Origin of the sequence: Ruegeria atlantica (assembly GCF_013032505.1) — a bacterium.
Taxonomy (GTDB): Bacteria; Pseudomonadota; Alphaproteobacteria; order Rhodobacterales; family Rhodobacteraceae; genus Ruegeria; species Ruegeria atlantica_F.
In genome coordinates this window covers 167,549-189,595 of the sequence record NZ_WQCG01000001.1, presented here as the reverse complement: position 1 = coordinate 189,595, position 22,047 = coordinate 167,549, and the positions used below count along the sequence as shown (strand labels likewise).

22 protein-coding genes, 1 tRNA gene and 1 pseudogene are annotated in these 22,047 nt (G+C 57.0%); 10 read left to right on the top strand and 14 right to left on the bottom strand.

What is annotated here, in order from left to right; translation table 11 throughout:
* Window positions 1-2: 2 nt before the first annotated feature.
* The 3 genes from GOW92_RS00940 to GOW92_RS00930 form a co-directional block, all read right to left on the bottom strand.
* Window positions 3-434 carry a universal stress protein gene (locus GOW92_RS00940; RefSeq protein ID WP_170557191.1) on the bottom strand — a complete coding sequence of 144 codons (432 nt, stop codon included), beginning with the start codon at window positions 432-434 and terminating at the stop codon, window positions 3-5.
* The gene (locus GOW92_RS00935) at window positions 431-3,040 is read right to left on the bottom strand and encodes a TRAP transporter permease (RefSeq protein ID WP_170557189.1); all 2,610 of its coding nucleotides are present in this window, start codon (window positions 3,038-3,040) and stop codon (window positions 431-433) included. Before GOW92_RS00935 ends, GOW92_RS00940 begins: the two co-directional genes overlap by 4 nt.
* A gap of 101 nt (window positions 3,041-3,141) precedes the next feature.
* On the bottom strand, window positions 3,142-4,110 hold the full coding sequence (locus GOW92_RS00930; protein ID WP_170557187.1) for a TAXI family TRAP transporter solute-binding subunit: 969 nt from the start codon (window positions 4,108-4,110) through the stop codon (window positions 3,142-3,144).
* A 390-nt stretch (window positions 4,111-4,500) separates the two neighbouring features.
* Here GOW92_RS00930 and GOW92_RS00925 point away from each other — a divergent pair, with 390 nt between their 5' ends.
* Window positions 4,501-5,994 carry a BCCT family transporter gene (locus GOW92_RS00925; protein WP_368040235.1) on the top strand — a complete coding sequence of 498 codons (1,494 nt, stop codon included), beginning with the start codon at window positions 4,501-4,503 and terminating at the stop codon, window positions 5,992-5,994.
* Between the two features lie 243 nt (window positions 5,995-6,237).
* Here GOW92_RS00925 and GOW92_RS00920 read toward each other — a convergent pair.
* A tRNA-Leu gene (locus GOW92_RS00920) sits at window positions 6,238-6,323 on the bottom strand.
* Window positions 6,324-6,469: 146 nt separating this feature from the next.
* Between GOW92_RS00920 and GOW92_RS00915 the strand changes: the two genes are divergently transcribed.
* Window positions 6,470-7,048 carry a YqaA family protein gene (locus GOW92_RS00915; protein ID WP_170557185.1) on the top strand — a complete coding sequence of 193 codons (579 nt, stop codon included), beginning with the start codon at window positions 6,470-6,472 and terminating at the stop codon, window positions 7,046-7,048.
* The gene (locus GOW92_RS00910) at window positions 7,045-7,509 is read left to right on the top strand and encodes a disulfide bond formation protein B (RefSeq protein ID WP_170557183.1); all 465 of its coding nucleotides are present in this window, start codon (window positions 7,045-7,047) and stop codon (window positions 7,507-7,509) included. The genes GOW92_RS00915 and GOW92_RS00910 overlap by 4 nt, the downstream gene beginning before the upstream one ends.
* Before the next feature lie 3 nt (window positions 7,510-7,512).
* On the opposite strand, the gene GOW92_RS00905 is transcribed toward GOW92_RS00910, so the two are convergent.
* Window positions 7,513-8,100, bottom strand: a complete 588-nt coding sequence (locus tag GOW92_RS00905; protein ID WP_170557181.1) for an HNH endonuclease — start codon at window positions 8,098-8,100, stop codon at window positions 7,513-7,515.
* A 213-nt stretch (window positions 8,101-8,313) separates the two neighbouring features.
* Here GOW92_RS00905 and GOW92_RS00900 point away from each other — a divergent pair, with 213 nt between their 5' ends.
* Both GOW92_RS00900 and GOW92_RS00895 read left to right on the top strand, forming a co-directional pair.
* A complete protein-coding gene (locus GOW92_RS00900; protein ID WP_170557179.1) occupies window positions 8,314-8,919 on the top strand; it encodes a pseudouridine synthase in 606 nt (201 codons plus the stop codon).
* A gap of 32 nt (window positions 8,920-8,951) precedes the next feature.
* Window positions 8,952-9,377, top strand: coding sequence for a VOC family protein (locus GOW92_RS00895; RefSeq protein WP_170557177.1), 426 nt, complete (start codon window positions 8,952-8,954; stop codon window positions 9,375-9,377).
* A 4-nt stretch (window positions 9,378-9,381) separates the two neighbouring features.
* Here GOW92_RS00895 and GOW92_RS00890 read toward each other — a convergent pair whose 3' ends face one another.
* The 4 genes from GOW92_RS00890 to GOW92_RS00875 are packed head-to-tail and all read right to left on the bottom strand — an operon-like array spanning window position 9,382 to window position 11,478.
* A complete protein-coding gene (locus tag GOW92_RS00890; protein ID WP_170557175.1) occupies window positions 9,382-9,684 on the bottom strand; it encodes a putative quinol monooxygenase in 303 nt (100 codons plus the stop codon).
* Window positions 9,678-10,181 carry a GNAT family N-acetyltransferase gene (locus tag GOW92_RS00885; RefSeq protein ID WP_170557173.1) on the bottom strand — a complete coding sequence of 168 codons (504 nt, stop codon included), beginning with the start codon at window positions 10,179-10,181 and terminating at the stop codon, window positions 9,678-9,680. Before GOW92_RS00885 ends, GOW92_RS00890 begins: the two co-directional genes overlap by 7 nt.
* Window positions 10,182-10,183: 2 nt before the next feature.
* Window positions 10,184-10,849 (bottom strand): alpha/beta hydrolase, encoded by a 666-nt coding sequence (locus GOW92_RS00880; protein WP_170557171.1) that lies wholly within the window; start codon window positions 10,847-10,849, stop codon window positions 10,184-10,186.
* A complete protein-coding gene (locus GOW92_RS00875; protein WP_170557169.1) occupies window positions 10,846-11,478 on the bottom strand; it encodes a DNA-3-methyladenine glycosylase family protein in 633 nt (210 codons plus the stop codon). The genes GOW92_RS00880 and GOW92_RS00875 overlap by 4 nt, the downstream gene beginning before the upstream one ends.
* A gap of 97 nt (window positions 11,479-11,575) precedes the next feature.
* Between GOW92_RS00875 and GOW92_RS00870 the strand changes: the two genes are divergently transcribed.
* The gene (locus GOW92_RS00870; RefSeq protein WP_170559278.1) at window positions 11,576-12,793 is read left to right on the top strand and encodes an MFS transporter; all 1,218 of its coding nucleotides are present in this window, start codon (window positions 11,576-11,578) and stop codon (window positions 12,791-12,793) included.
* Window positions 12,794-12,881: 88 nt separating this feature from the next.
* A pseudogene (locus GOW92_RS25250) lies at window positions 12,882-13,181 on the top strand (YceI family protein); the annotation flags it as partial.
* A gap of 19 nt (window positions 13,182-13,200) precedes the next feature.
* Here GOW92_RS25250 and GOW92_RS00860 read toward each other — a convergent pair.
* The 3 genes from GOW92_RS00860 to cysS all read right to left on the bottom strand — a co-directional run bounded on the left by GOW92_RS00860 (window position 13,201) and on the right by cysS (window position 17,084).
* Entirely contained in the window at window positions 13,201-13,983 is a 783-nt protein-coding gene (locus GOW92_RS00860) for a squalene/phytoene synthase family protein (protein WP_368040234.1), read from the bottom strand.
* Complete coding sequence (gene cimA, locus GOW92_RS00855) at window positions 13,980-15,614, bottom strand: citramalate synthase (protein ID WP_170557165.1); 1,635 nt, start codon at window positions 15,612-15,614, stop codon at window positions 13,980-13,982. Before cimA ends, GOW92_RS00860 begins: the two co-directional genes overlap by 4 nt.
* A 72-nt stretch (window positions 15,615-15,686) precedes the next feature.
* Window positions 15,687-17,084: a cysteine--tRNA ligase gene (gene cysS / locus GOW92_RS00850; RefSeq protein ID WP_170557163.1), complete on the bottom strand. Its 1,398-nt coding sequence runs from the start codon at window positions 17,082-17,084 to the stop codon at window positions 15,687-15,689.
* 216 nt (window positions 17,085-17,300) lie between these two features.
* Between cysS and GOW92_RS00845 the strand changes: the two genes are divergently transcribed.
* Window positions 17,301-17,645, top strand: a complete 345-nt coding sequence (locus GOW92_RS00845) for an MmcQ/YjbR family DNA-binding protein (RefSeq protein ID WP_170557161.1) — start codon at window positions 17,301-17,303, stop codon at window positions 17,643-17,645.
* Between the two features lie 57 nt (window positions 17,646-17,702).
* Window positions 17,703-18,890 carry a pyridoxal phosphate-dependent aminotransferase gene (locus GOW92_RS00840; protein WP_170557159.1) on the top strand — a complete coding sequence of 396 codons (1,188 nt, stop codon included), beginning with the start codon at window positions 17,703-17,705 and terminating at the stop codon, window positions 18,888-18,890.
* 6 nt (window positions 18,891-18,896) lie between these two features.
* On the opposite strand, the gene GOW92_RS00835 is transcribed toward GOW92_RS00840, so the two are convergent.
* Window positions 18,897-19,415: an outer membrane protein gene (locus GOW92_RS00835; RefSeq protein WP_170557157.1), complete on the bottom strand. Its 519-nt coding sequence runs from the start codon at window positions 19,413-19,415 to the stop codon at window positions 18,897-18,899.
* Between the two features lie 417 nt (window positions 19,416-19,832).
* On the opposite strand from GOW92_RS00835, the gene GOW92_RS00830 reads away from it, so the two are divergent.
* The gene (locus tag GOW92_RS00830) at window positions 19,833-21,377 is read left to right on the top strand and encodes a trimethylamine methyltransferase family protein (RefSeq protein WP_170557155.1); all 1,545 of its coding nucleotides are present in this window, start codon (window positions 19,833-19,835) and stop codon (window positions 21,375-21,377) included.
* 54 nt (window positions 21,378-21,431) lie between these two features.
* Here GOW92_RS00830 and GOW92_RS00825 read toward each other — a convergent pair whose 3' ends face one another.
* Window positions 21,432-21,677 carry a hypothetical protein gene (locus GOW92_RS00825; RefSeq protein WP_170557154.1) on the bottom strand — a complete coding sequence of 82 codons (246 nt, stop codon included), beginning with the start codon at window positions 21,675-21,677 and terminating at the stop codon, window positions 21,432-21,434.
* Window positions 21,678-22,047: the final 370 nt, after the last annotated feature.

The window sequence follows — 22,047 nt, the reverse complement described above, 5'->3', positions numbered from 1 at the left end:
CCCTAGCGGACCACGTAAACAGAGACGTCCGAGTGTCGCACGACCCGTGCAGCATTCGGGCCCAGCAGATAGTCCTTCAAGTCGGGTTTATGCGCACCTATCACGATCAGATCGCTGCCAGCACTGTCCGCAGTTTTCAGGATTTCCTGATAGGCAGTGCCAGTCGCAACCACGTGGCGAATCTTTTCATTCCGATCCGCCCCCAGGGCCGAAATACACATCTCGGCCAGTTTGGTATGCGCTTCTTCCAACGCCTTATCGTGGAAATCGCTTTCGAAAAAGCCGGACACCCAGCTTTCCCCAAAGTCCGGCAGAACGGTCACGACATCCAGTTGCGCGTTTTCCTGATCAGCCAAGGCGGCGGCTTTCTTCAGGACATGCGTATCAAGGTCGCCGTTACTGATATCGACGGCGCAGAGAACAGCGTTTGTCATGCGGTCACCTCTTGTCTTGCGGCACGGCCGCGCTGAAGGAAAGCGATCAAGCCCAGCAAGAGCATTGCCGGAATATAGATCAGCTGTTTTGGCGGCTGGCTGGATGGCAAGCTTACCGAAGTCAGGCGCACAGCCTCATCTCCGTAGTAGTCGAAGATATCCAGGTCATCCGCGACCGGTGTCCCAAACAATGGCTCTTCCAGTTTTACAAGACCGTCTTCTTCAATCAGCAGAAGGCCCATCGCGTCTACACGTGCCTCGCCACCCTCTTCGCTGCCGACGGGTACGACCACGGTCGTGTCCGTCATTTCAAGCGTGTCAAAGTCCGGCCCGCTGATCACCATCCGCACTTCAGTTCCCGGTGGGGTTTCTCCGATGGTTTCCACGAAGGCCGACGGCTCAACTGAAATAAACGGCGGTGAGATGCGGTTCATGAAGAAGTCCGGCCTGAACAGCGCAAAGGCCACCAGGATCAGTGCGACGCTTTCATATATGCGGCTGCGGGTCAGGAAGTAGCCCATAGTTCCGGCTGTAAAGACAAGGATGGCGATTGTCGCAAAAATCGCCACCGTTATCCCTTCGACCCATGTCACATCGATCAACAGCAGGTCGGTGTTGAAGATGAACACGAAAGGCAGCGCTACGGTGCGCAGCGAGTAGAAGAAGGCTGTGAACCCTGTCTTGATCGCGTCGCCACCCGACACAGCGGCCGCAGCAAAGCTGGCCAGACCAACGGGCGGTGTTACATCGGCCATGATGCCGAAGTAGAACACAAACAGGTGCACCGCGATCAGTGGAACGATCAGTCCACTTTGTGCGCCAAGTTCCACAACCACGCCCGCCATCAGCGAGCTGACAACGATATAGTTCGCTGTCGTCGGCAGGCCCATACCAAGTATCAGGCTTAGAAGGCCAACCATCACCAGCATCAGGATCAAATTGCCGCCCGACAGGAACTCGACCAGATCGGCCATCACCTGACCAACACCCGTCAGGGTTACAGTGCCAACGATCACGCCTGCAGTTGCCGTAGCAAGTGCAATACCGATCATGTTCCGTGCGCCATCGATCATGCCCTGCCAAAGGTCGGCAACACCATCAATGAATGTGTTGTACACATTGCTCTGCCCACGGAAGATCGCCTTAAGCGGCTTCTGCGTCAGCAGGATCACGAACAGCAGCGCCGTGGCCCAGAAGGCCGACAGACCGGGCGACTTCTGTTCGATCATCAGGAAGTAGACCAGAACGATGATCGGCAACAGATAGTGCAGGCCTGCTTTGTAGATGTCAGCGATCACCGGCAGGGTCACTTCTTTAGCGTTCGGATCGTCCGGCTCGAGGTCCGGCACGGTCGCCGCCAGTTTCAGCAGCACCACATAGACCGCGCATACAATCAGGCTGAGAATAAGCCCCGCCATCGACGGCACCCAATTGGTTACCGCTTCGACCGGGAATTGCGAGCCATAGCACAGGGCAGCAAACATAACGAAGAAGGACAACATACCGATGACGGTGCGTGCCAGATGCACGTCGCGATCACCCAGCGTGGGCATGTTCCGCTTCACGGCTTCAAGGTGCACGATATAGACCAGCGCGATGTAAGAAATCGCAGCAGGCAGGAAGGCGTGGGTGATCACTTCGACGTAAGAAATGCCCACATATTCAACCATCAGGAAGGCCGCAGCACCCATCACTGGCGGCATGATCTGGCCGTTCACCGATGAGGCAACCTCGACCGAACCCGCCTGTTCACTGCTGAAGCCAACACGCTTCATCAGTGGGATGGTGAATGTGCCGGTGGTGACCACGTTCGCGATGGACGAGCCCGAGATCAGACCGGTGGCAGCCGAACCAACAACGGCGGCTTTGGCTGGTCCACCACGCAGATGACCGAGGGCGCCAAAGGCCATCTTAATGAAGTAATTCCCTGCCCCGGCTTTATCGAGCAACGCGCCGAACAGGACGAACAGGAACACGAACTTGGTGGAGACGCCCAAGGCAATGCCGAACACACCTTCGGATGTGATCCACATATGGCTCATCGCCTTTTTCAGACTTGCGCCTTTCCAGCGGATAACTTCAGGCACCCATTCGGAAGAACCGAAAAAGACGTAAAACAGAAAGATCGTGGCAATGATCGCCATCGCGGGGCCAAGCGCGCGACGCGCTGCCTCGAACAACAACAGCAAACCAACCAGAGCGACCCACTTATCTGTATCATCCGCAAGACCACCTGCATCGACGATCTTGTTGTAAAAGAAATAGCCGTAAAGCGCGACGAAAGCGCCAAGCAGACCCATGATCCAGTCCTGAACCGGAATATAGTCACGCGGGCTTGATTTGAGTGCCGGATAGGCCGCAAAGGCCAGGAACATGGCAAAGGCCAGATGGAACTGCCGTGCATTATTCACAACGCTTCCCGGCAAAACATAATTCGCCAAGGGTGAGGCCAGAACGACCTGAAAAATCGACCAGATCGCGGCTACAATGGCCAGGAAAACCCCGACATTGCCGACTGGATTACGTCCACCCGCATCGGATGAGGCTACAAGATCCTGTAGCTCTTCTTCTGATAGCGGACGATTGGATTGTGTGTCGGAACTCATGCAAATGTCTCCCCGTCGCGGCCATTTTGGCCTTCTGAACCACCCGATTTGTTCGGGTTTGGGTTGCAGGGCGCCCAAAGGCACCCTGCATCAGGTCTGGTTTACTGAATCCAGCCTTTTTCTTTGTAGTACTTCTCAGCACCCGGATGCAGCGGAGCCGACAGGCCGTCTGCGATCATCTCTTCGGGCTTGAGGTTGGCAAATGCCGGGTGCAGCTTTTTGAAGTCGTCGAAGTTTTCGAAGACCGAGCTTACAACCGCATAAACCGCGTCCTCCGACACGTCAGCCGAAGTCACGAACGTCGCGCCAACACCAAAGGTCGAGGTGTCGCCGTCCGAACCACGGTACATGCCACCGGGGATGGTTGCGGTACGGTAGAACGAGTTGTCGCCAACCAGCTTGTCAACCGCGTCGCCGCTGACGTTTACGAGAACCGAGTCACATGCAGTGGTCGCTTCCTGAATCGAACCCGACGGGTGACCAACGGTGTAAACCATCGCGTCAATCTGGTTGTCGCACAGAGCTGCGGACTGTTCAGCCGCTTTCAACTCGGTTGCCAGTTCGAAATCGCCAGTGGTCCAGCCCATTTCGCCCAGCAGGACTTCCATGGTGCCGCGCTGACCGGAACCGGGGTTACCGATGTTAACGCGCTTACCTTTCAGGTCTTCGAAGTTTGTGATGCCGGAATCGGCACGGGCCACAACGGTGAACGGCTCAGGGTGTACTGAGAACACGGCGCGCAGGTTTTCGAAGGGGCCAGCCTCTTCGAATTTCGAGCTGCCGTTATAGGCGTGGTACTGCCAGTCTGACTGGGCAACACCAAACTCCAGCTCGCCTTCGCGAATGGTGTTGATGTTGTAAACCGAACCACCGGTCGACTCGACCGAGCAACGAACGCCGTGCTCTTTGCGGCCCTTGTTCACCAGACGGCAGATCGCACCGCCGGTCGGATAGTAAACGCCGGTCACGCCGCCGGTTCCGATGGTGATAAACTCTTCTGCATAAGCGGCTGGAGCCATAAGAGCAGCGGTTACGACCGCACCCAGGCTAAGCTTGCTGCTATTTTTCATTTTTGAGAACTCCCAACTCTTATTGTGGATGAGAGACAGATCAGCGGTCCCCATCCAGGGACCTTGCCGGTACGGCAAGCGAACCCATCTTGCAACGGGTCAAGCATCTGAAATTTAAAAGTCTCCCAACATCATTGACGTTTCATTCAGACACTCCTGTTGTCAACCCCTGCTCAGGGTATGTTGGCCTCGATCCGCAGATGTGAGGAGATTTCCGAAAGTTTCCCCCTTTAAAGGGGCGGATTTGCACAGATCCGCTTCGCGTAACCGGGTGTTGCAATGCCGGGCCAGCTAAATACAAACAAACGCTTTGAAATTTTGAAACTCGCGATTTAGATTCAATCAGATGACCCCAAGTTCCTTGCAATAGCAAAGATAAGGTTCTGGACAGTGGACGGTAAATCAATCAGCCCGATGCTCGTGATCGCCCTTGCCCTCAGTGCGGCCATCGCGGTTTGGGGCATTGCTGACCCGCAAGGACTGGGTCGCATTGCAGCGTCGGCAGTGGCGACGCAATTCAACAGCCGCGGCTGGTTCATAATGCTAGAGGTCAGCGGGCTGTTGTTCATTGTCCTATATCTGGCCCTGTCGCGGTTCGGAGATATCCGCCTTGGCCCCGACACGGCGGAACCAGAGTTTTCAACGTCCGCATGGATCGCGATGTTATTCGCCGCCGGTATGGGTGTTGGTTTACTGTTCTATGGCGCTGCCGAGCCGCTGACCCACTACGAAGTTCTGCGTCAGTATAATAGCGACGCAGAAGCGGCCAGCTATGCAATGTTCGTAACCTATCTGAACTGGGGATTTCACGCCTGGGCGATTTACGGGATCGTAGGATTGGTAATCGCCTATTTCGCCTATCGTCGAAATCGCACCCTGTTGCTGAGTGCACCAATCACCGACACGCTTGGCGAAGCTGGATGGACAAAAGCACTGGGTTGGGTCTTCGATTTGCTCTCAATCGTTGCGATTGCTGTCGGTTTGGCGGGCTCTATGGCGATGGGCGTATTTCAAATTCAGACGGGGTTGGCGGGTTTGCTGGGAATACAGTCGCCCAGTGTCCTGACCTTGCCCGTTTTTGCCGCGCTTTGTATTGCGTTCATCATTCCTCTGCGACGCGATCTGGGCGACGGCATGGCCCGCCTATCGAACGCAGCGATGCTGATTGCAGTCGGGATGATGGTCTATCTGCTAGTGCTTGGCCCAACATCTTATCTGATGGACGGCATCGTATCCGGCTTTGGTCGTTACCTGTTTGGTGTCTTGCCCGCGGGATTTTCCACGGCTGAGTTCTTCGATGACCTTCTAGTCGACTGGTTCCATGGGTGGACGCTGAACTACATGATCTGGTGGCTGGCATGGTCACCCTTTGTCGGCATCTTCATTGCCCGAATTTCCCGCGGTCGCACAATCCGCGAATTTCTGATCGGCGTTGTCGTCACCCCGACTCTTTTTTCTGTCCTTTGGTTCGGTGTCTTTGGAGGTCTGGGATTTTTCGACGCGTTACGTCAGGACGGAGCCTTATCTGCTGTTAACGCAGAAAACCTGGATGCGACCACGTTCGCATTGCTGGAACGGTTCCCATTGGATGGCATCACAAGAACGGCGACCATACTGGCCGCATTCCTTTTCGTGGTCACAAGTGTCGTTAGCGCCGGCTTTACCCTTGCGATGATCGGGTCCGGTGGGGATGACAACCCCTCCCGCCGAATTCGCACGGTTTGGGGCATCATTCTGGGGGCTTTGGGACTGGCGATGATTCTGGTAGGCGACATCGCACTGGTTCGATCCATCATCGCTCTGTCGGCCATCACCTTCGTATTTATTGTCCCGATTCTCGTCGTGTGTTTGTTAAAAAGCCTGAACCGCGAGGACCAATCATGAGCGGTCAACTGATCGACACCGCACTGAACCTCAGCGTTTTTGCCTATATCGGATTTCTGGTTTGGCTGACTTTTAGAAGTAGTAAGTAAACGAAAAAGTTGGTCGGAAATTCACTTCGAAAACCCACTTTTTCCGCGTTTTCTAAAGGTTTCACGGCCAGAACAAAAAATGACGCCGCGAGAGCGTAAAACTCCCAAAAAGAAAAAACAGAGAGCAGGTTTCCCTAACCCTCTGTTTTTACTTTGGTACCCAAGGCCGGACTCGAACCGGCACGGTATCACTACCGGGGGATTTTGAATCCCCTGCGTCTACCATTCCGCCACTTGGGCCACGAACACTGGATTAGCCTTCATATTCGGGAAGGTCCAGAGGCAAAAAACAACCGATATTCAGTTTGTTTTCTCCGGGCACGGTTGACGGCTCATCAGGCGCGTGGTTTGGCTTGGCCAACAAGAGAACGGGATACTAGCGTCTTATGTTGCGATCGCTTTATGACTGGACCATTCGTCTGGCGGAACATCCGCACGCCCTGTGGGCGTTGGCTGTTGTGGCGTTTGTAGAAAGCTCCTTCTTTCCGATTCCCCCCGACGTTCTGATGATTCCCATGATCCTGGCCCGCCCGTCGCGCGCATGGTTGATTGCAACGGTCGCTCTGGTGGCGTCGGTGCTGGGCGGTATGTTGGGATATGCAATCGGTGCGTTCTTCTATGAGAGTATTGGCCAGCCCATTCTGGAATCGATGGGCAAGGCGCACGCCATGGAAGAGTTCAACACCCGGTTCAATGACTTCGGGTTCTGGGCTGTGTTGGGCGCAGGTATTACGCCGTTCCCGTACAAGGTCATCACAATCATGTCCGGTTGGACGGGTATGCCGCTAGGGACCTTTGTTGCCACGTCGATTCTGGCCCGTGCGCTCAGGTTCTTTATTGTTGCCGGATTGCTTTGGGGGTTCGGTGAACCCATTCGAAACTTCATCGAAAAACGCCTGGGCCTTATGTTTACCCTGTTTGTCATCCTGCTGTTCGGTGGGTTTTTGGCAGTGAGATACCTATGACGCGCAAAAAACTGTTGATCCTGATTGCTGCTGGCGGATCCGCCGCTCTTTTATTGGGTGCGTGGGCGTTTCAATATCTGGGCGGCATGGCTCCGTGCAAGATGTGCATCTGGCAGCGTTATCCCCATGGCGCAGCCATTTTGATCGGCATTCTTGCCTTTGCCTTTCCGGGCATTCGCCCACTACCCCTATTGGGCGCTATTGCCGCGATGGTGACAGCGGGAATTGGCATATACCACGCAGGCGTCGAGCAGAAATGGTGGGAAGGTCCAACCAGTTGCACGTCGGGCGATATTGGCGGTTTGTCGGCTGAGGAACTGATGGATCAAATCATGTCCGCGCCACTTGTGCGCTGTGATGATATCCCATGGGAAATGTTCGGATTGTCGATGGCGGGGTGGAACGCCCTGCTCTCAGCTGGGCTGGTCCTGATCTGGCTGGCCGCCTTCCGGGCGAAGTAAGCGCTACATCTCGTCCAGTTCCGCGTCCCAATACAGAAAGTCGATCCAACTGTCATGCAGATGGTTTGGTGGGAATTTCCGTCCGATATTCCGCAACGCCTCAGCATCGGGCTGGCGTGGCGGCTTGCGCAGCGACATGCCAGCCTGCCGTAGCGATTTCGACCCCTTACGAAGGTTACATGGGCTGCACGCCGCAACAACGTTCTGCCAACTGGTCACGCCACCGGCAGCTCGCGGAACAACATGGTCAAAAGTCAGGTTGTCACGACATCCGCAATACTGGCACCGGAATTCATCCCTCAGAAATAAATTAAAGCGCGTGAAGGCCACGCGCTTTCTGGGTTTTACATAGTCTTTGAGGACAACGACCGACGGTATTCGGATCTCGGTACTCGGGCTTCGGACGACCTCGTCGTACTCGGCCACGATATCCACCCTGTCCAGCCAGGCCGCCTTGATCGCTTCTTGCCACGGCCACAGGGACAGTGGGTAATAGGATAATGGGCGATAATCGGCGTTCAAAACCAATGCCGGATGGTGCTTTAGGGCACCCGGTTCCCTGACAAATTCGGTCCTGAATTCTCCGTCCATATCGGAATCGCTCCTCGCTCTGCTCTGCCCTTTTTTGACATCAGAGCGGGGAACACCCGCCCCGGCCTTAACTTAACTATATATCGTGTTAAAACTCTGACAAGCCCTGAGTTTCCACAATATCTCGGGTATTGGTTAAGCCTGCTCCGTAACAAAGACGTGACAGTTATCCACAGGTTGCGTTCGCCGTGTCGGGCACGCTATGGCAAGATCATGAGCTGGTTCATACGATTCAATAAACCCTTCGACGTGCTGCCGCAATTTACGGATCGTGCAAATGCGGATTCGCCGCGCAGCACGTTATCGGACTACATCGACCTGCCTGGCGTATATCCGGCGGGCCGGTTGGATCGCGACAGCGAGGGCCTGATGCTGCTGACAGACATTGGCAAGTTGCAGGCGCAAATATCCGATCCCAAACACAAGATGCCCAAAACCTATTGGGTTCAGGTCGAAGGTCTGCCCGATGCTGCTGCGTTGAAGGCACTGCGCGACGGGGTTGAACTGAAGGACGGGGTGACGCGGCCGGCAAAGGCCCGATTGATGGACGAACCCGAAGCCCTGTGGCCTCGAAACCCGCCGATCCGGGTCCGCCAATCCGTCCCCGATTGCTGGATCGAACTGACTTTGCGCGAAGGCCGTAACCGGCAGGTACGACGCATGACTGCAGCTGTGGGCCACCCGACCTTGCGTCTTATCCGCTCCCGGATTGGCGACTGGACTTTGGCCGGGTTAAACCTTGGCCAATGGGACAGCCTGCCAACCCCCGCCTTGAATTCAGCACCACAACGTAAAAGGGACCGCCGCCCACGCAGGTGACAAAAACGCCCCTTTTGTGATAGGCTTAAGGCATGAAAGTCACCCGAAGCACACCCTCCCCTGAAGGGATTCTTGAGGCCGCCCTTTATGTTGGTGATCTGGATGCCGCAGAACGGTTCTACGGTGATATTTTGGCGTTGGAGCCCATACAACGCGTCGCAAACCGGCATGTGTTTTTCCGCGTGGGCGGATCGGTGTTGTTGCTATTCAACGCAGATGAGACGGCAAAGCCGCCGGGGAATCCAAACCTGCCCGTCCCGCCACACGGCGCGCGTGGACCCGGTCACGTCTGCATGACTTTGTCACGACCCCAGATCGAAGAAATGCGCAAGCATCTGCTGGAGTGGAATATCCCAATTGATGCTGAATTCGATTGGCCGAACGGGGCACGGTCGCTCTATATTCGGGACCCCGCCGGAAACTCGGTGGAATTCGCCGAAGGCCATCTATGGACCTGATACCTTAGCGCAGAGGTTGCTTTACACCCCCGGCAACGCGGTAGATATCGCTGGAAACCACGCCTACGTCTCCCAATACGGCCTGAAACTCTGCCATATGAGGGGCGGAAAAATGCGCTTCGAGCGCGGCCTGATCCTGCCACTCTTCATAGACGCGGAACCGGTTCGCTTGCCCCAGTATCTGGCTGAATTCGTAGATCAGGCAACCGGGCTCTTTCACGGTCTCGGCAACCATTCTCTGTGCTGCTGCTATGGCTTTGTCGACTCCATCCGTCGACACTTCAACCGTTCCGGTAACAATCAGCATGCCGTGTCCTTTTTCAACTCAAACCGCTTGGAAATCCGGTCGACGGGCGTTCCATCGTTCAATGCGACAGCGTATGCGACCGAGTAGTCGCGGAAACCCATCTTGTCGTAATAGCTCAGCCCCAGCCGGTTGTCCGCCCGAATGGTGGCGTTAAGCGTGTTGAACCCGAGGGCTGCGGCCTGGGTTGTAGTTTCCGAAAACAAGGCCCGCCCGGCCCCTTTCAACACCGGTTCGCGCCGGGTGAAGGTGGCAATATCCGCGCAGTCATCCGGCAGATCGTCATTGGTGCCAAGCCACTGAAATCCGGCCACCTCGCCTTGTTCATCCAAGGCAACGTGGCAACAGATCTTTTCCGCACCATTCAGATAAACCTGGGCAAAAAGCGCCTCAGAGAACGGGGTTTCAAAAGCGGTCGTTCCACCGATTTCTATGATTTCATTGAGGATTCTGCAGGCGTCTGCCACATCCTCTTGCATCATGGGGCGGACCGCTATCATCGCTAGAGGCTCAGTTTGTCGCGCATGAAGGCCAGCGCGACGCTAAGCCCGTCCGGGGCAATCCCGTGGCCGGTGCCTTTCATGACATGCGCGTAGACTTCTTTGAAACCTGCAGCCTGCAGTGCCTCGGCGGCTTCGGGCAACGATTGTGGAGGCACCACGTCGTCGGCATCACCATGCACCAAAAGAATGGGCATTCGGCTGACTGTTTCGTCGGGCAGCAGATCGGGCTCTAACAACCGGCCCGAGAACGCAACTATTCCTGCCACCGGATCTTCGCGACGCGGCGCTACATGCAGGCTCATCATCGTGCCTTGGCTAAAGCCGAACAGAACCACCTGCTCTGGCAGCACATCCTCATCCACCATAAGCGCATCGAGGAAGGCGTTGAAATCGTCGGCGGCCATTTCCATACCGCGGCGCGCTTCTTCCTCGGACGATCCGTCAATCCAGGGGATCGGGAACCACTGGAACCCGTTGGGCATTCCCGGGATCTGTTCCGGTGCATCAGGTGACACGAACAACGTATCGGGCAAATGTTCACCCAGCGGATCGGCCAGACCCAGCAAATCGGCCCCATTCGCGCCGTAGCCGTGCACGAACACCACGACCGAGCGTGTGTCGCCTGAAACCGGCTCTTTCCTGAGCGCATTCAAAACTCGTGTCATCTGATCCCTTCTCGTTCTTTGGCCACCCGGTAATAGGCCCACAAAACCCGCGCCGCAACCGAACGCCAGGGTGACCAGGCCTCAGCCATCTGGCGCAATTGTTTGTCGGTCGGCCGATCAGGCAAATCATATAGGATACGCGCAGCCTCCTGCAGTGCCAGATCGCCCGGAGCAATCACGTCGGCCCGCCCCAAAGAAAACATGGCGTAAATCTCGGCTGTCCAGACGCCGATACCCGATACCTCGGTCAGGATCGCCACCACTTCGTCGTCAGATGCGTCCCGTAAAGCCAAGTAATCAATGCGCGCGTCAGCCAGGGCACGGGCGTAGCGGATTTTTTGCCGGCTCAGCCCAACAGCGCGAAGATCGCCGTCGGTGGCCCACATGATCTTGCGCGGGCCGGTCAACTTGGCGTCTTTCAATCGTTTCCAGATCGCATTGGCCGAGGCCACACTGACCTGCTGACTGACAATCGCGCTAAGCAGTTGCGCAAATCCGTCTGGACGGCGACGCAGGGGCAAGGGACCGGTTTGCTCGATCGCATAGGCCATGCGCGGGCAGCTTTTTGCCAGCCAGGTGGCGCCCTCGGCTACGCAATCGGGTGTTTCTATGATCCGTCCAACGGACATGTGCCCTCCGGCCTCAATATTCGCCTGCACGTTAGGCCGCTTTGCCGCAGATGCAACCCGCTTGTGCACAATCGTTTTCGCCGATACGCATGTGCTCATGACCATGACCGCCACCACCCCCGACAACAGTCAGGCCAAACGCAATGTCGCCGTTTTGGTGGCCGCGCAAGCCCTGCTTGGCGCCCAAATGCCGATGATTTTCATCGTTGGGGGGCTGGCGGGGCAATCACTGGCGACGAACGCCTGCTTGGCGACTTTGCCCATTTCCTTGATCGTGCTTGGGTCCATGCTCGCTGCCACTCCGATCTCGGCCATTATGCAGCGTTGGGGGCGGCGTGCCGGATTTCTGGTGGGCGCAACGGCTGGGGCCTGCGGCGGTCTGGTAGGCGCTTATGGATTGTTCCTGGGCTCGTTTCCGGTGTTTCTGCTGGGTAGTCTTCTAACCGGCATTTACATGAGCGCGCACGGCTTCTACCGCTTTGCTGCCGCTGACACCGCATCAGACGCGTTTCGTCCGAAAGCGATTTCCTACGTCATGGCAGGCGGCTTGGCTGCGGCCATCATCGGACCTCAGATCGTCAAGCTGACCTCGACTGCTTACGTCATCCCTTTCCTTGGCACATACATCGCTGTCATTGCCCTGAACGTCATCGGTTCGGCATTGTTTTTTTTCCTCGACATACCGACGCCACCAAAACCGTCCGAGGATGCACCCAAAGGCCGGTCCCGGATTGAACTTCTCAAGACACCACGCATCGCGGTGGCGATCATTTGCGCTATGGTTTCCTATGCGTTGATGAACCTCGTTATGACCTCGACGCCACTGGCTGTCGTAGGCTGCGGGTTCAGCGCCAATGACGCAGCGGATGTTGTCACCACGCACGTATTGGCGATGTACATCCCCAGCTTTTTCACCGGACAGCTGATCGCGCGTTTCGGCGTCGAAAAAATCGTGGCCCTAGGTCTGGCCATACTGGCCGCTGCCGGGGTCGTAGCCCTGCAGGGCGTCGAGTTGGGCAATTTCTTTATCTCACTGATGTTGCTGGGCATTGGCTGGAATTTCGGCTTCATCGGTGCGACCACGATGTTGGCCGAATCCCATGAAGTCAGTGAACGCGGGCGCATGCAGGGGCTGAACGACCTGTTGGTGTTTGGTGGCGTTACGTTTGCGTCGCTTGCTTCAGGCGGGTTGATGAACTGTTCCGGCGGTTCGCCGATCGAAGGCTGGACCGCAGTGAACGTGGCGATGGTTCCCCTTCTGACACTGGCGGGTGGTGCGCTGTTGTGGCTGACGATGCGCCCCAGAACGGCCTAAACGTCTAGGCGCAGGATCGGGGTAAAAGTGCCAGAGTTGTGCGCTTCGGAAATACCCTAGTCAATTTAGCTGGAGCCCGTTCAACAACCACCTCGAAAACTGCGATTCCTTTGACATCGAAGCCTCTCCAGAAATCCGCTTCGTTTCCACTTCGGCCATGCAAACCGGTGCAAGCTCCCTGCGCATGATAGGAGTTCCGACCATCAAAGATCACACCAAGACTGCCGCCCTTGAAATCGATCTGACCTGCATTACTGCACGCCCACTAGCCGGTTTCATTGACTACAAAATGGCGACTGGGTGGCCGTTGAAGCCTCGGGCCAGCTTTTGCGTAGCAACTATGGCGTCGGAGCGTTTGCCCCAGGTACGTCGGACATGGAGAATCTGAAAATTTCGGCTGGGGATAGCTACCAGCGTCCCGTTGCCGCCTGTACCATCAAGGAAAGGCGGCGGCGGATTTCGCCTGAGCCAAGCGTGCCAGCTGCGACCCTTTCCGGACGCGCAATGGCCTGCTTTAGAATTAACTCGGTTTGCCAACCAGAATAGAGCGCGGCGGCTGCGTTCTTTGCCACTAAATGGCGCTGAGACCGCGCCTGTTTCAGCCGTCCATACGCTTTTTCGGCAAGACCCTGTACACCCGCTGGCGTTCCATCCAGCAACGGTATGCGCCCGCGCGCTTCCAGGTCCGGGATGGCGCGCAACCAGTTGGCGATCCCAACGGCATAACCGAAATCCCGCACGACTTCTTCATCCGCAGATCCCAGCGCCTGTGCCACAACCACCGCAAGCGTTCCTGCGCTGTGGTTGATATATGCGTCGAAGTGATCCTCATCTTCGAACGGATCTCGGTATATATCCCAACGCCTTACCGCCACATACTCATCCATCATCGATGCAAGATGCGGGGACAGAACACGCGACAGTGGCGTGACAACTTCGTGTCGACGAACGGTCGGGCCTTCGGCTATTTCCTGCAGCGCATCACGCCACCATTGCAAGCGCATCTCGGCAATCATCGGCTCTTGCGTGACCCAAGGGGCCCGCGCTACCTCGATGTTTAACGCATAGATCGGAAACAACACTGCCCTCGCGGACACAGGTGCCGCCATGGCCGCCATAAACCGGTCCGGATCGGCCCGATGCAAGAGCGCAGCGCAGGCCTTGACGTCGTCGTCAAAAGGCGCACTCACTCGGCAACTGCCGACTGGGGGCCGCAATCGCGCACCAGTTTCCATTGGATCGCGTCCAGCAACGCTTCGAAAGAGGCATCGACTATGTTTGCACTGACGCCGACGGTGGACCACCGCCGCCCCTGCCCGTCTTCACTGTCGATAATAACTCGGGTCACAGCCTCGGTACCGCCCTGTGTGATCCGCACCTTGAAGTCGACAAGGTGCATATCATCCAGAATCCGCGAATACTGCCCAAGATCTTTGGCCAGCGCCTTGGCCAGCGCGTTCACCGGGCCTCGGTCCCCGCCAGCGCCATCCAGCGATTCGCTGACCGACAGCTTCTTTTCGCCATCGACCTTAACCACAACCACGGCTTCGGACAGGCTGACCATCTTGTTGTACTTGTTCTTGCGTCGCTCGACCGTGACTTTGTATCGTTTAACCTCAAAGAATTGCGGCAATTGCCCCAATTCATCCCGCGCCAACAGCTCAAAGCTGGCCTGCGCGGTGTCGTAGGAATATCCATCCGCCTCGCGCAGCTTGATCCGTTCCAGAATGCGACCCAATGCCGGATCCCCGGCCTCGACTGACAACCCCGCCTCGGCCAGACGCTTGCGCAGATTCGATTGCCCCGCCTGGTTCGACATCGGAATGATCCGCGTGTTTCCAACCGATTCTGGCTCAACATGTTCATATGTCGTCGGGTCCTTGAGGATCGCGCTGGCATGCAGGCCCGCTTTGTGCGCAAAAGCCGATGCACCGACATAGGCCGATTGCTTGCTAGGTACCCGGTTCAGAATGTCGTCCAGCATCCGGCTTACGCGGGTCAAACCAGCCAGCGCCTCACGACTGACGCCGATATCGTAGGTCGACGCATAGGGTTCTTTCAGCAGCAGTGTCGGAATCAACGAGGTCAGGTTTGCATTACCGCACCGCTCACCCAACCCGTTCAACGTTCCCTGAACCTGACGCGCGCCGGCATCGACGGCGGCCAGGGAACACGCCACTGCATTTTCCGTATCGTTATGTGTGTGGATACCCAATCGATCCCCCGGCATACCCGCCGCGATTAGTTCAGACACGATCCGAGACACTTCCGCAGGCAAGGCCCCGCCGTTGGTGTCGCACAAGACAACCCAGCGTGCACCGGCCTCAAGCGCGGCGCGACAAACCTCAAGCGCGTAGGCGGGGTTGTCCTTGTAACCGTCAAAGAAATGTTCGGCGTCAAACAGCGCCTCGCGCCCCTGCGCCACGACATGCGCGACCGAGGCGCGCACGTTCTCGACGTTTTCCTCCAACGGAAAACCAAGGGCATGGGTGACGTGATAATCATGGGACTTGCCCACCAGACAAACCGCCTGCGTGCCCGCGTTCATCACGGCGGCCAGAACATCATCATTCTCGGCCGAACGACCGGACCGTTTGGTCATGCCAAAGGCAGTCAGGCGCGCATTGGTTTTTGGTGCAGCATCAAAATACGCACTGTCCGTAGGATTTGCGCCGGGCCAGCCGCCTTCGATGTAATCGACACCCAACTCATCCAGCGCCTGCGTAATTTGTACTTTCTCAGCGGTCGAAAACTGCACGCCCTGCGTTTGCTGCCCGTCGCGCAGGGTAGTGTCGTAGAGGTAGAGGCGTTCTTTGGTCATAGCTTGCTCCCGCTGGCGCTCAGTCATCGATTACGCCTGTTTTGCGCAACAGGTGTTACTTTGATCAGCCATTTAAACGTTCTCCAGCTTTGCCGCATCGAAGCCTGCGCCGGGCACCAATTCCACGCCCTCTTTGCTCATTCGAACCTCAAGACCGGCAGCCAGATACGCAGCTTTCAATCGATCAACTTCCGAGAAGTCTTTGTTTTGCATCGCACTTGCGCGAGCATCGGCCAGCCGATCTGCATGAGATGTCAAGTCCACCGATGCAGTATCCGCCCACGCACCCATGTCCCCGGTCAGCAGACCCAGAACTTGTGCGCTGGCCAACAATTCAGCCGCCTCGCCATTTGCTGCCAAACGGTGCAGCTCGGACAGGGCACCCGCCGTGTTCAGGTCGTCACTCAGCGCAGCGACAACCGCGGGGGCCGCGCTGGCTGCGGGCTCGACGCCTGCTGTCAGCGCCCGCCACTTGCGCAACGTCGTCTCGGCCTCGCGGGCCTTCTTCTCGGTCCAGTCCATCGGCTTGCGGTAATGCGTCTGCAAGAAGACAAACCGGATCACCTCGCCCGGTACGCCCTGCTCCAACAAGTCGTGCACGGTGAAGAAGTTGCCCAGCGATTTGGACATCTTTTTACCTTCGACCTGCAGCATCTCATTATGCAGCCAGTAGCGCGCGAACTCGCCATGTGGATGGGCGCACTTGCTCTGCGCGATCTCGTTCTCATGGTGCGGGAACATCAGGTCGTTGCCGCCGCCGTGGATATCAAAGCTTTCACCCAACAGCTCATAGCTCATGGCCGAGCATTCGATGTGCCAGCCCGGACGGCCACGGCCCCAAGGCGAGTCCCACCCCGGCAACTCATCGGTCGAGGGCTTCCATAGCACGAAATCCATCGGGTTTTTCTTATACGGCGCGACCTCGACCCGTGCACCAGCGATCATGTCATCGACGGATCGGCCCGACAGCGAACCGTATTGCTTTTTCCAACTATCTACCGCGAACAGAACATGCCCCTCGGCCTCATAGGCATGACCCTTAGCGATCAAATCCTCAATCATCGCAATCATTTGCGCGATGTACTGAGTCGCACGTGGCATCTCATTGGGCTCCAGTGCGCCCAACGCGCCCATGTCGTGCAGATACCAGCCGATGGTTTCGTCCGACCGCTCCTGCACCAATTGCTCCAGCGTGCCCTCAGCGCCCGCCTTCTGGCGCGCCAGCGCGGTCGCGTTGATCTTGTCGTCCACGTCGGTGAAATTGCGCACATAGGTTACGTGATCCAAGCCGTAGACATGGCGCAGCAACCTATAGAGCACGTCGAAAACTACAACGGGCCGCGCATTGCCCAGATGGGCGCGATCATAAACCGTTGGGCCACAGACATACATCCGCACGTTTTCGGCATCGATCGGAACGAAATCTTCTTTCGTCCGTGTCCGGGTGTTGTGCAGTTTGATCGTCGTCATCGGTCGGCTCCTAAGAACAACAAAGCGTGTCGCGTTGGCGCGGGCTTAGCAACTTGTCTCAGGGATGAAAACGAAAGAAACCGGCCCGCTTGATAAATCAGCAGGTAATGCAGCAGATAATGATGCAGGTCATACGGTTCATATCTTCCCCCTAACACGGACATGACGTTGAGCCAAGGCTTGAGTTTCAGCGCATGCCAGCGCACCCTTTCAATCATGAGCCGAGAATCCGTCAATTCGATCTGCCGCACTTTTCCAGGAGCTGACCTTTCCGACCCTTGGGGCGGAGGCCATGACGCATGGAAGGTCGGTGGCAAGATGTTTGCCTGTATCGGCACTGCCAATGACGGCGTGTCGGTAAAAACGCCGGATATCGAAACAGCCCAGATGCTGATCGACGCAGGTGTCGGCGCCAAAGCCCCCTATTTCCATCGCAGTTGGATCCGGCTGCCGTTTGACTGTGACGAGGATGAGCTGCGTCATCGACTGGCCACATCCTACGATCTGGTACGGGCGTCCCTAACGAAAAAAGTGCAGTCCACTTTGCCCCCACGAAGCTGATTGACATTTTTCAACACCTCTGGCCCTGTCAGCAAAAAGACAGGACCGGAGCGTGCCATGAAATTGTCGCAGCGTATCACTCATCTGACCGGAGGCGGCAGTGATGGGTGGGATGTATTTTACCGTGCGCGCCGGATGATCAGCGAGGGGCACGTCATAACTGAACTCACCATTGGTGAGCATGACATTCGCACGCATCCGACGATTCTGGATGCCATGGATCTATCGGCGCGTCAGGGAAACACCGGCTACGCTGTGGTGCCCGGTTCAGATTTGCTGCGCGATACCGTTGCCGCGCGCATTCAGGCCCGCACCGGCCAGAAGACAAGCCGAAACAACGTGTTGATCACGCCGGGCGGCCAATCTGCTCTATTCGCAGCCCACGTAGCCGTGTGCGATCCTGGCGATGTCGGTCTGTATCTCGATCCCTATTACGCGACCTACCCAGGCACGATTCGTGGTGCCGGTGCGAAAGCCCGCGCAATCCAGACTACGGCCGAGGACGCGTTCCAGCCGCGCGCGCAGCAGATTGATGCAGCCTCCGATGGCGCCGTTTCGCTGTTGATCAACAGCCCGAACAATCCCACTGGCGTCGTGTATTCGCGCGAGACACTGAACGGTATCGCAGGTGTCTGCCGAGACCGGGACCTGTGGCTGATCTCGGATGAAGTTTATGACACGCAGGTCTGGGAAGGTGAGCATATCTCACCACGAACCCTGCCCGGAATGGCCGAGCGTACCTTGGTCGTTGGTTCGATGTCCAAGTCGCACGCGATGACCGGGTCCCGGTGCGGTTGGGTGGTCGGTCCTGAAGAGGTGATCACCCATCTCATCAATCTGGCAACGCATACAACATATGGCGTTCCCGGTTTCATTCAGGACGCAGCCAGTTTTGCATTGAATGCAGGTCATGATCTTGAAGAGGAGATCGCCGCTCCATTTCGCCGCCGTCGTGCGCAGGCGATCGCGATTCTTGCCACGCAGAACACCATTAGTCTGGTGCCGGCTCAAGGTGCGATGTACCTGATGTTGGATATCCGCGCCGCAGGACTAAGCGGTGAGGAATTCGCCAACGCGCTGCTGGACACTCACGCAATTGCTGTCATGCCGGGTGAAAGTTTTGGCAAGGCGGCGGCAGGTCACGTGCGCGTTGCAATGACAATTGATGACGATCGGTTTGCTGCGGCACTCAGAACGATCTGCGAATTCGCAACCGGCTTGGCGGAAAGCCACGCGGCGGAATAGGCGTTCTCAGAACCGGAAAGTTGTACGCAGGTTGAAGACGTTGGTGTCAAGGCCACCCTGACTTTGGGTAGCGTCGTTAAAGTCCTGGCGCAGGGCCTCGCCGCTGATGACGAAACTGTCGCCGATCGGATAGGCAATTCCGATTCCATAGACCGCAGCGGTGTCATTGTCGGGCGATGCATCTAATCGCGCCGCGCCCACGACGACATAGCCCAGAGCAGAACCAAAATCATAACCGCCGCGCAATTTGAGACGAGCGACACTGTCCAAGCTGCCTTCGCCCTGCCCTAAATCCAGCGAAAGACGGTTATACTCCAGTTCTCCTCCAAGAACGAAGTTTCCGAAATCGTGGTCGTAGCCAACGAGCGGACCAAAGGTTGTATCATGTCCGCCAGACCCGTTTGGCCCGTCTACATCCGCGTAGCCAAAACTGAAGCCCGCATACGCCCCTGTCCAATCCTCTGCAAATACCGGTGCACTACCGATTGTCAGGCAGGTGGTAATGAGGGCCGTCAGGGCTTTCATCTACCTCTCCAAAATTCCTTGCAGCTGGCCCAACAGACAACGGGCCTCATCACACAATACTTGGTTTGCAATCGTTAAAAATCCATTGAGATCACGAACCACTCTTAAATAAGTGATAGAAGCATAACAGATTTTCCCGAATTCGGGAAAAAACTTTACCCCACGGCAAGAACTGATGCGAACAAGGCACAGCGCTTCGTTTTTGACCTCTCAGGTCGCAAACAGGACAGATTGTACGCCCTCATATTGGGAGAGTTCGCGTCACTATTCGAGGAACCGCATGCAAAGTGATGTTTGGAAAATCCGCTTGATCAGCCGTACCATTGGTGCGGATCGCGGGCGTGCCGCACGGGGGCGGCCGGTCGAGGTCTGAGTACACTCAACCCTGAACGTACTTTCACGACCGGACTCTAAAATATGAACGAACAAACCCGAAATACATCGCGCAGCGGCGGCCGTGCCGCGCGTCGTGCGGCCCGTGCAACCGCCCTGCCCGACCATTTGCGTCCAATCCGCGCCGGAATGGAGGGCGGAACGCTGAAGGTTCTGACCCAGGCGCAAATCGAGCGCATACACGAGGCCGCTCTGACCGCATTGGAAACGATTGGTCTGGCAGACGCCCCACAAAGTGGGATCGACTATCTTGTGGGCGCAGGCTGCACCTTGGGCGACGATGGCAGAATTCGGTTTCCCCGCGCACTGGTCGAGGACACGATTGCCAAGGCCAACCGCTCTATCACTTTGCATTCGCGTGACGGTAAATCCGATCTGGAACTGTCGGGAAACCGTGTCCACTATGGCACCGCCGGAGCAGCTGTCAGCATGGTCGACGTGCATGGACAGGAGTACCGGGATTCGACCCTCCAGGACCTCCACGATGCGTCCAGGATCTGCGAACATCTTGAAAATATTCACTTTGTTCAGCGCCCGATGGTGTGCCGCGATATTCCGGACAACCTCGAAATGGACCTGAATACGGTCTACGCCACCACCTGTGGCACGCACAAACATATCGGTACATCCTTCACCGAACCAAGCCACGTAGCCCCCGCAATCGAGATGCTTCACATGATTGCTGGCGGCGAGGACAAGTGGCGCGAACGGCCCTTTATGTCGAATTCGAACTGCTTTGTGGTGCCGCCGATGAAGTTCGCGACCGAAAGCTGCGAAGTGATGGAGGAATGCATCAAGGCAGGAATGCCCGTTCTTCTGTTGTCAGCCGGAATGGCCGGGGCCACCGCGCCTTCAACCGTCGCGGGCGCAATCACGCAAGCCACCGCCGAATGTCTGGCTGGATTGGTTTATGTAAACGCTGTAAGTCCCGGTGCACCAGCTATTTTTGGCACTTGGCCGTTTGGCCTGGACCTGCGCACAGGCGCGATGTCCATCGGTTCCGGTGAACAGGCGCTGCTGACCGCGGGTTGCGCCCAGATGCACCACTTCTACGACCTGCCGGGCGGCGCAGCCGCAGGCGCGTCAGACGCAAAACTACCCGACATGCAGGCCGGTTGGGAGCAAATGTGCTCGAACGTCATGGCCGGACTTTCGGGTCTGAACATGGTGTATGAAGCTGCGGGCATGCATGCATCGCTGCTGGGATTCTGTCACGAAAGCCTGATCCTTAGCGATGACCTGATCGGACAGGCGCAACGCTGTGTACGCGGTATTGAGGTGACGGATGAAACGTTGGCACTGGATCAGATGGCCGAGGTTTGCATGGGCGGGCCGGGTCATTATCTGGGGACCGACGCGACGCTCAGCCGAATGCAGGCGGATTATGTCTATCCCACTTTTGGCGACCGGTCGTCTCCGAAAGAATGGGTGGAAATTGGCAAGCCGGACCTGATCGAAAAGGCAGTGAAACGGAAGGAAGAGATTCTTGCGACCCCGTCTCCGGCCAGATTTGATCCACTGCTGGACGCTGAGTTGCGCAGCAGGTTTAACATCTACTTGCCCGCCTAACTCATTGAAATAAGGCGGCCCGTGGGGGGACGGGCCGCCGATGCCTTCGCGGGATTAGCCGTTGCTGGGCGGTAGCAACCCTGCTTCCTGCGCGACGGCAATTTCATCTGCGTCCAGCGAACCGTCGCCGTTGGCGTCCATAGCCGAGAAACCATCGGCGTCGACCTCTGGCAGAACGGCTTGAACCTCTTCGATGGTCAAAACTCCGTCGCCGTTGGTGTCTGCTGTTGACTGCGCTACGGCCATTGCCGGCAGGCCAAATGCAAATGCGGAAATGATTGCGAGGTTTTGCGGTTTCATTGTGATGCCTCCTAAGTGGTATTTGTGTGTGTTTACGTCCGGACAGGCACCAGAGACACCCAACCGGAAAACATCACCAGCCCCACCTGACAACATGTCCGGTTTCGCGCCATTCTCCGCGTGTTTGTCCGAGTCGCGTCCGCAATCAACCGCTGGGCGAAACGTTCAATCCGAGTTTCGGCGGTTCTTGCCCGATGCGTTTGCGCCGTTCCGGCAAGGCCCTGCCTAAATCAACGACTCGAGGCGCAAAAAAGAAAGGGGGCCGAAGCCCCCTGTCAGTTTCGCCTTCCAGGCTCATTTCGTTGACCGCCCGGTGTTTTTTTGCCTGCGGCCTGGACTGCGCATGGGACGAGCGCACCCGTCCCGTGAA

What these genes read in the sequence shown, in the direction of transcription:
- GOW92_RS00940 (WP_170557191.1), bottom strand. Translation starts at nt 434, where the DNA reads ATGACAAACGCTGTTCTCTGCGCCGTCGATATCAGTAACGGCGACCTT.
- GOW92_RS00935 (WP_170557189.1), bottom strand. Translation starts at nt 3,040, where the DNA reads ATGAGTTCCGACACACAATCCAATCGTCCGCTATCAGAAGAAGAGCTA.
- GOW92_RS00930 (WP_170557187.1), bottom strand. Translation starts at nt 4,110, where the DNA reads ATGAAAAATAGCAGCAAGCTTAGCCTGGGTGCGGTCGTAACCGCTGCT.
- GOW92_RS00915 (WP_170557185.1), top strand. Translation starts at nt 6,470, where the DNA reads ATGTTGCGATCGCTTTATGACTGGACCATTCGTCTGGCGGAACATCCG.
- GOW92_RS00910 (WP_170557183.1), top strand. Translation starts at nt 7,045, where the DNA reads ATGACGCGCAAAAAACTGTTGATCCTGATTGCTGCTGGCGGATCCGCC.
- GOW92_RS00905 (WP_170557181.1), bottom strand. Translation starts at nt 8,100, where the DNA reads ATGGACGGAGAATTCAGGACCGAATTTGTCAGGGAACCGGGTGCCCTA.
- GOW92_RS00900 (WP_170557179.1), top strand. Translation starts at nt 8,314, where the DNA reads ATGAGCTGGTTCATACGATTCAATAAACCCTTCGACGTGCTGCCGCAA.
- GOW92_RS00895 (WP_170557177.1), top strand. Translation starts at nt 8,952, where the DNA reads ATGAAAGTCACCCGAAGCACACCCTCCCCTGAAGGGATTCTTGAGGCC.
- GOW92_RS00890 (WP_170557175.1), bottom strand. Translation starts at nt 9,684, where the DNA reads ATGCTGATTGTTACCGGAACGGTTGAAGTGTCGACGGATGGAGTCGAC.
- GOW92_RS00885 (WP_170557173.1), bottom strand. Translation starts at nt 10,181, where the DNA reads ATGATAGCGGTCCGCCCCATGATGCAAGAGGATGTGGCAGACGCCTGC.
- GOW92_RS00880 (WP_170557171.1), bottom strand. Translation starts at nt 10,849, where the DNA reads ATGACACGAGTTTTGAATGCGCTCAGGAAAGAGCCGGTTTCAGGCGAC.
- GOW92_RS00875 (WP_170557169.1), bottom strand. Translation starts at nt 11,478, where the DNA reads ATGTCCGTTGGACGGATCATAGAAACACCCGATTGCGTAGCCGAGGGC.
- GOW92_RS00870 (WP_170559278.1), top strand. Translation starts at nt 11,576, where the DNA reads ATGACCATGACCGCCACCACCCCCGACAACAGTCAGGCCAAACGCAAT.
- cimA (WP_170557165.1), bottom strand. Translation starts at nt 15,614, where the DNA reads ATGACCAAAGAACGCCTCTACCTCTACGACACTACCCTGCGCGACGGG.
- cysS (WP_170557163.1), bottom strand. Translation starts at nt 17,084, where the DNA reads ATGACGACGATCAAACTGCACAACACCCGGACACGGACGAAAGAAGAT.
- GOW92_RS00845 (WP_170557161.1), top strand. Translation starts at nt 17,301, where the DNA reads ATGAGCCGAGAATCCGTCAATTCGATCTGCCGCACTTTTCCAGGAGCT.
- GOW92_RS00840 (WP_170557159.1), top strand. Translation starts at nt 17,703, where the DNA reads ATGAAATTGTCGCAGCGTATCACTCATCTGACCGGAGGCGGCAGTGAT.
- GOW92_RS00835 (WP_170557157.1), bottom strand. Translation starts at nt 19,415, where the DNA reads ATGAAAGCCCTGACGGCCCTCATTACCACCTGCCTGACAATCGGTAGT.
- GOW92_RS00830 (WP_170557155.1), top strand. Translation starts at nt 19,833, where the DNA reads ATGAACGAACAAACCCGAAATACATCGCGCAGCGGCGGCCGTGCCGCG.
- GOW92_RS00825 (WP_170557154.1), bottom strand. Translation starts at nt 21,677, where the DNA reads ATGAAACCGCAAAACCTCGCAATCATTTCCGCATTTGCATTTGGCCTG.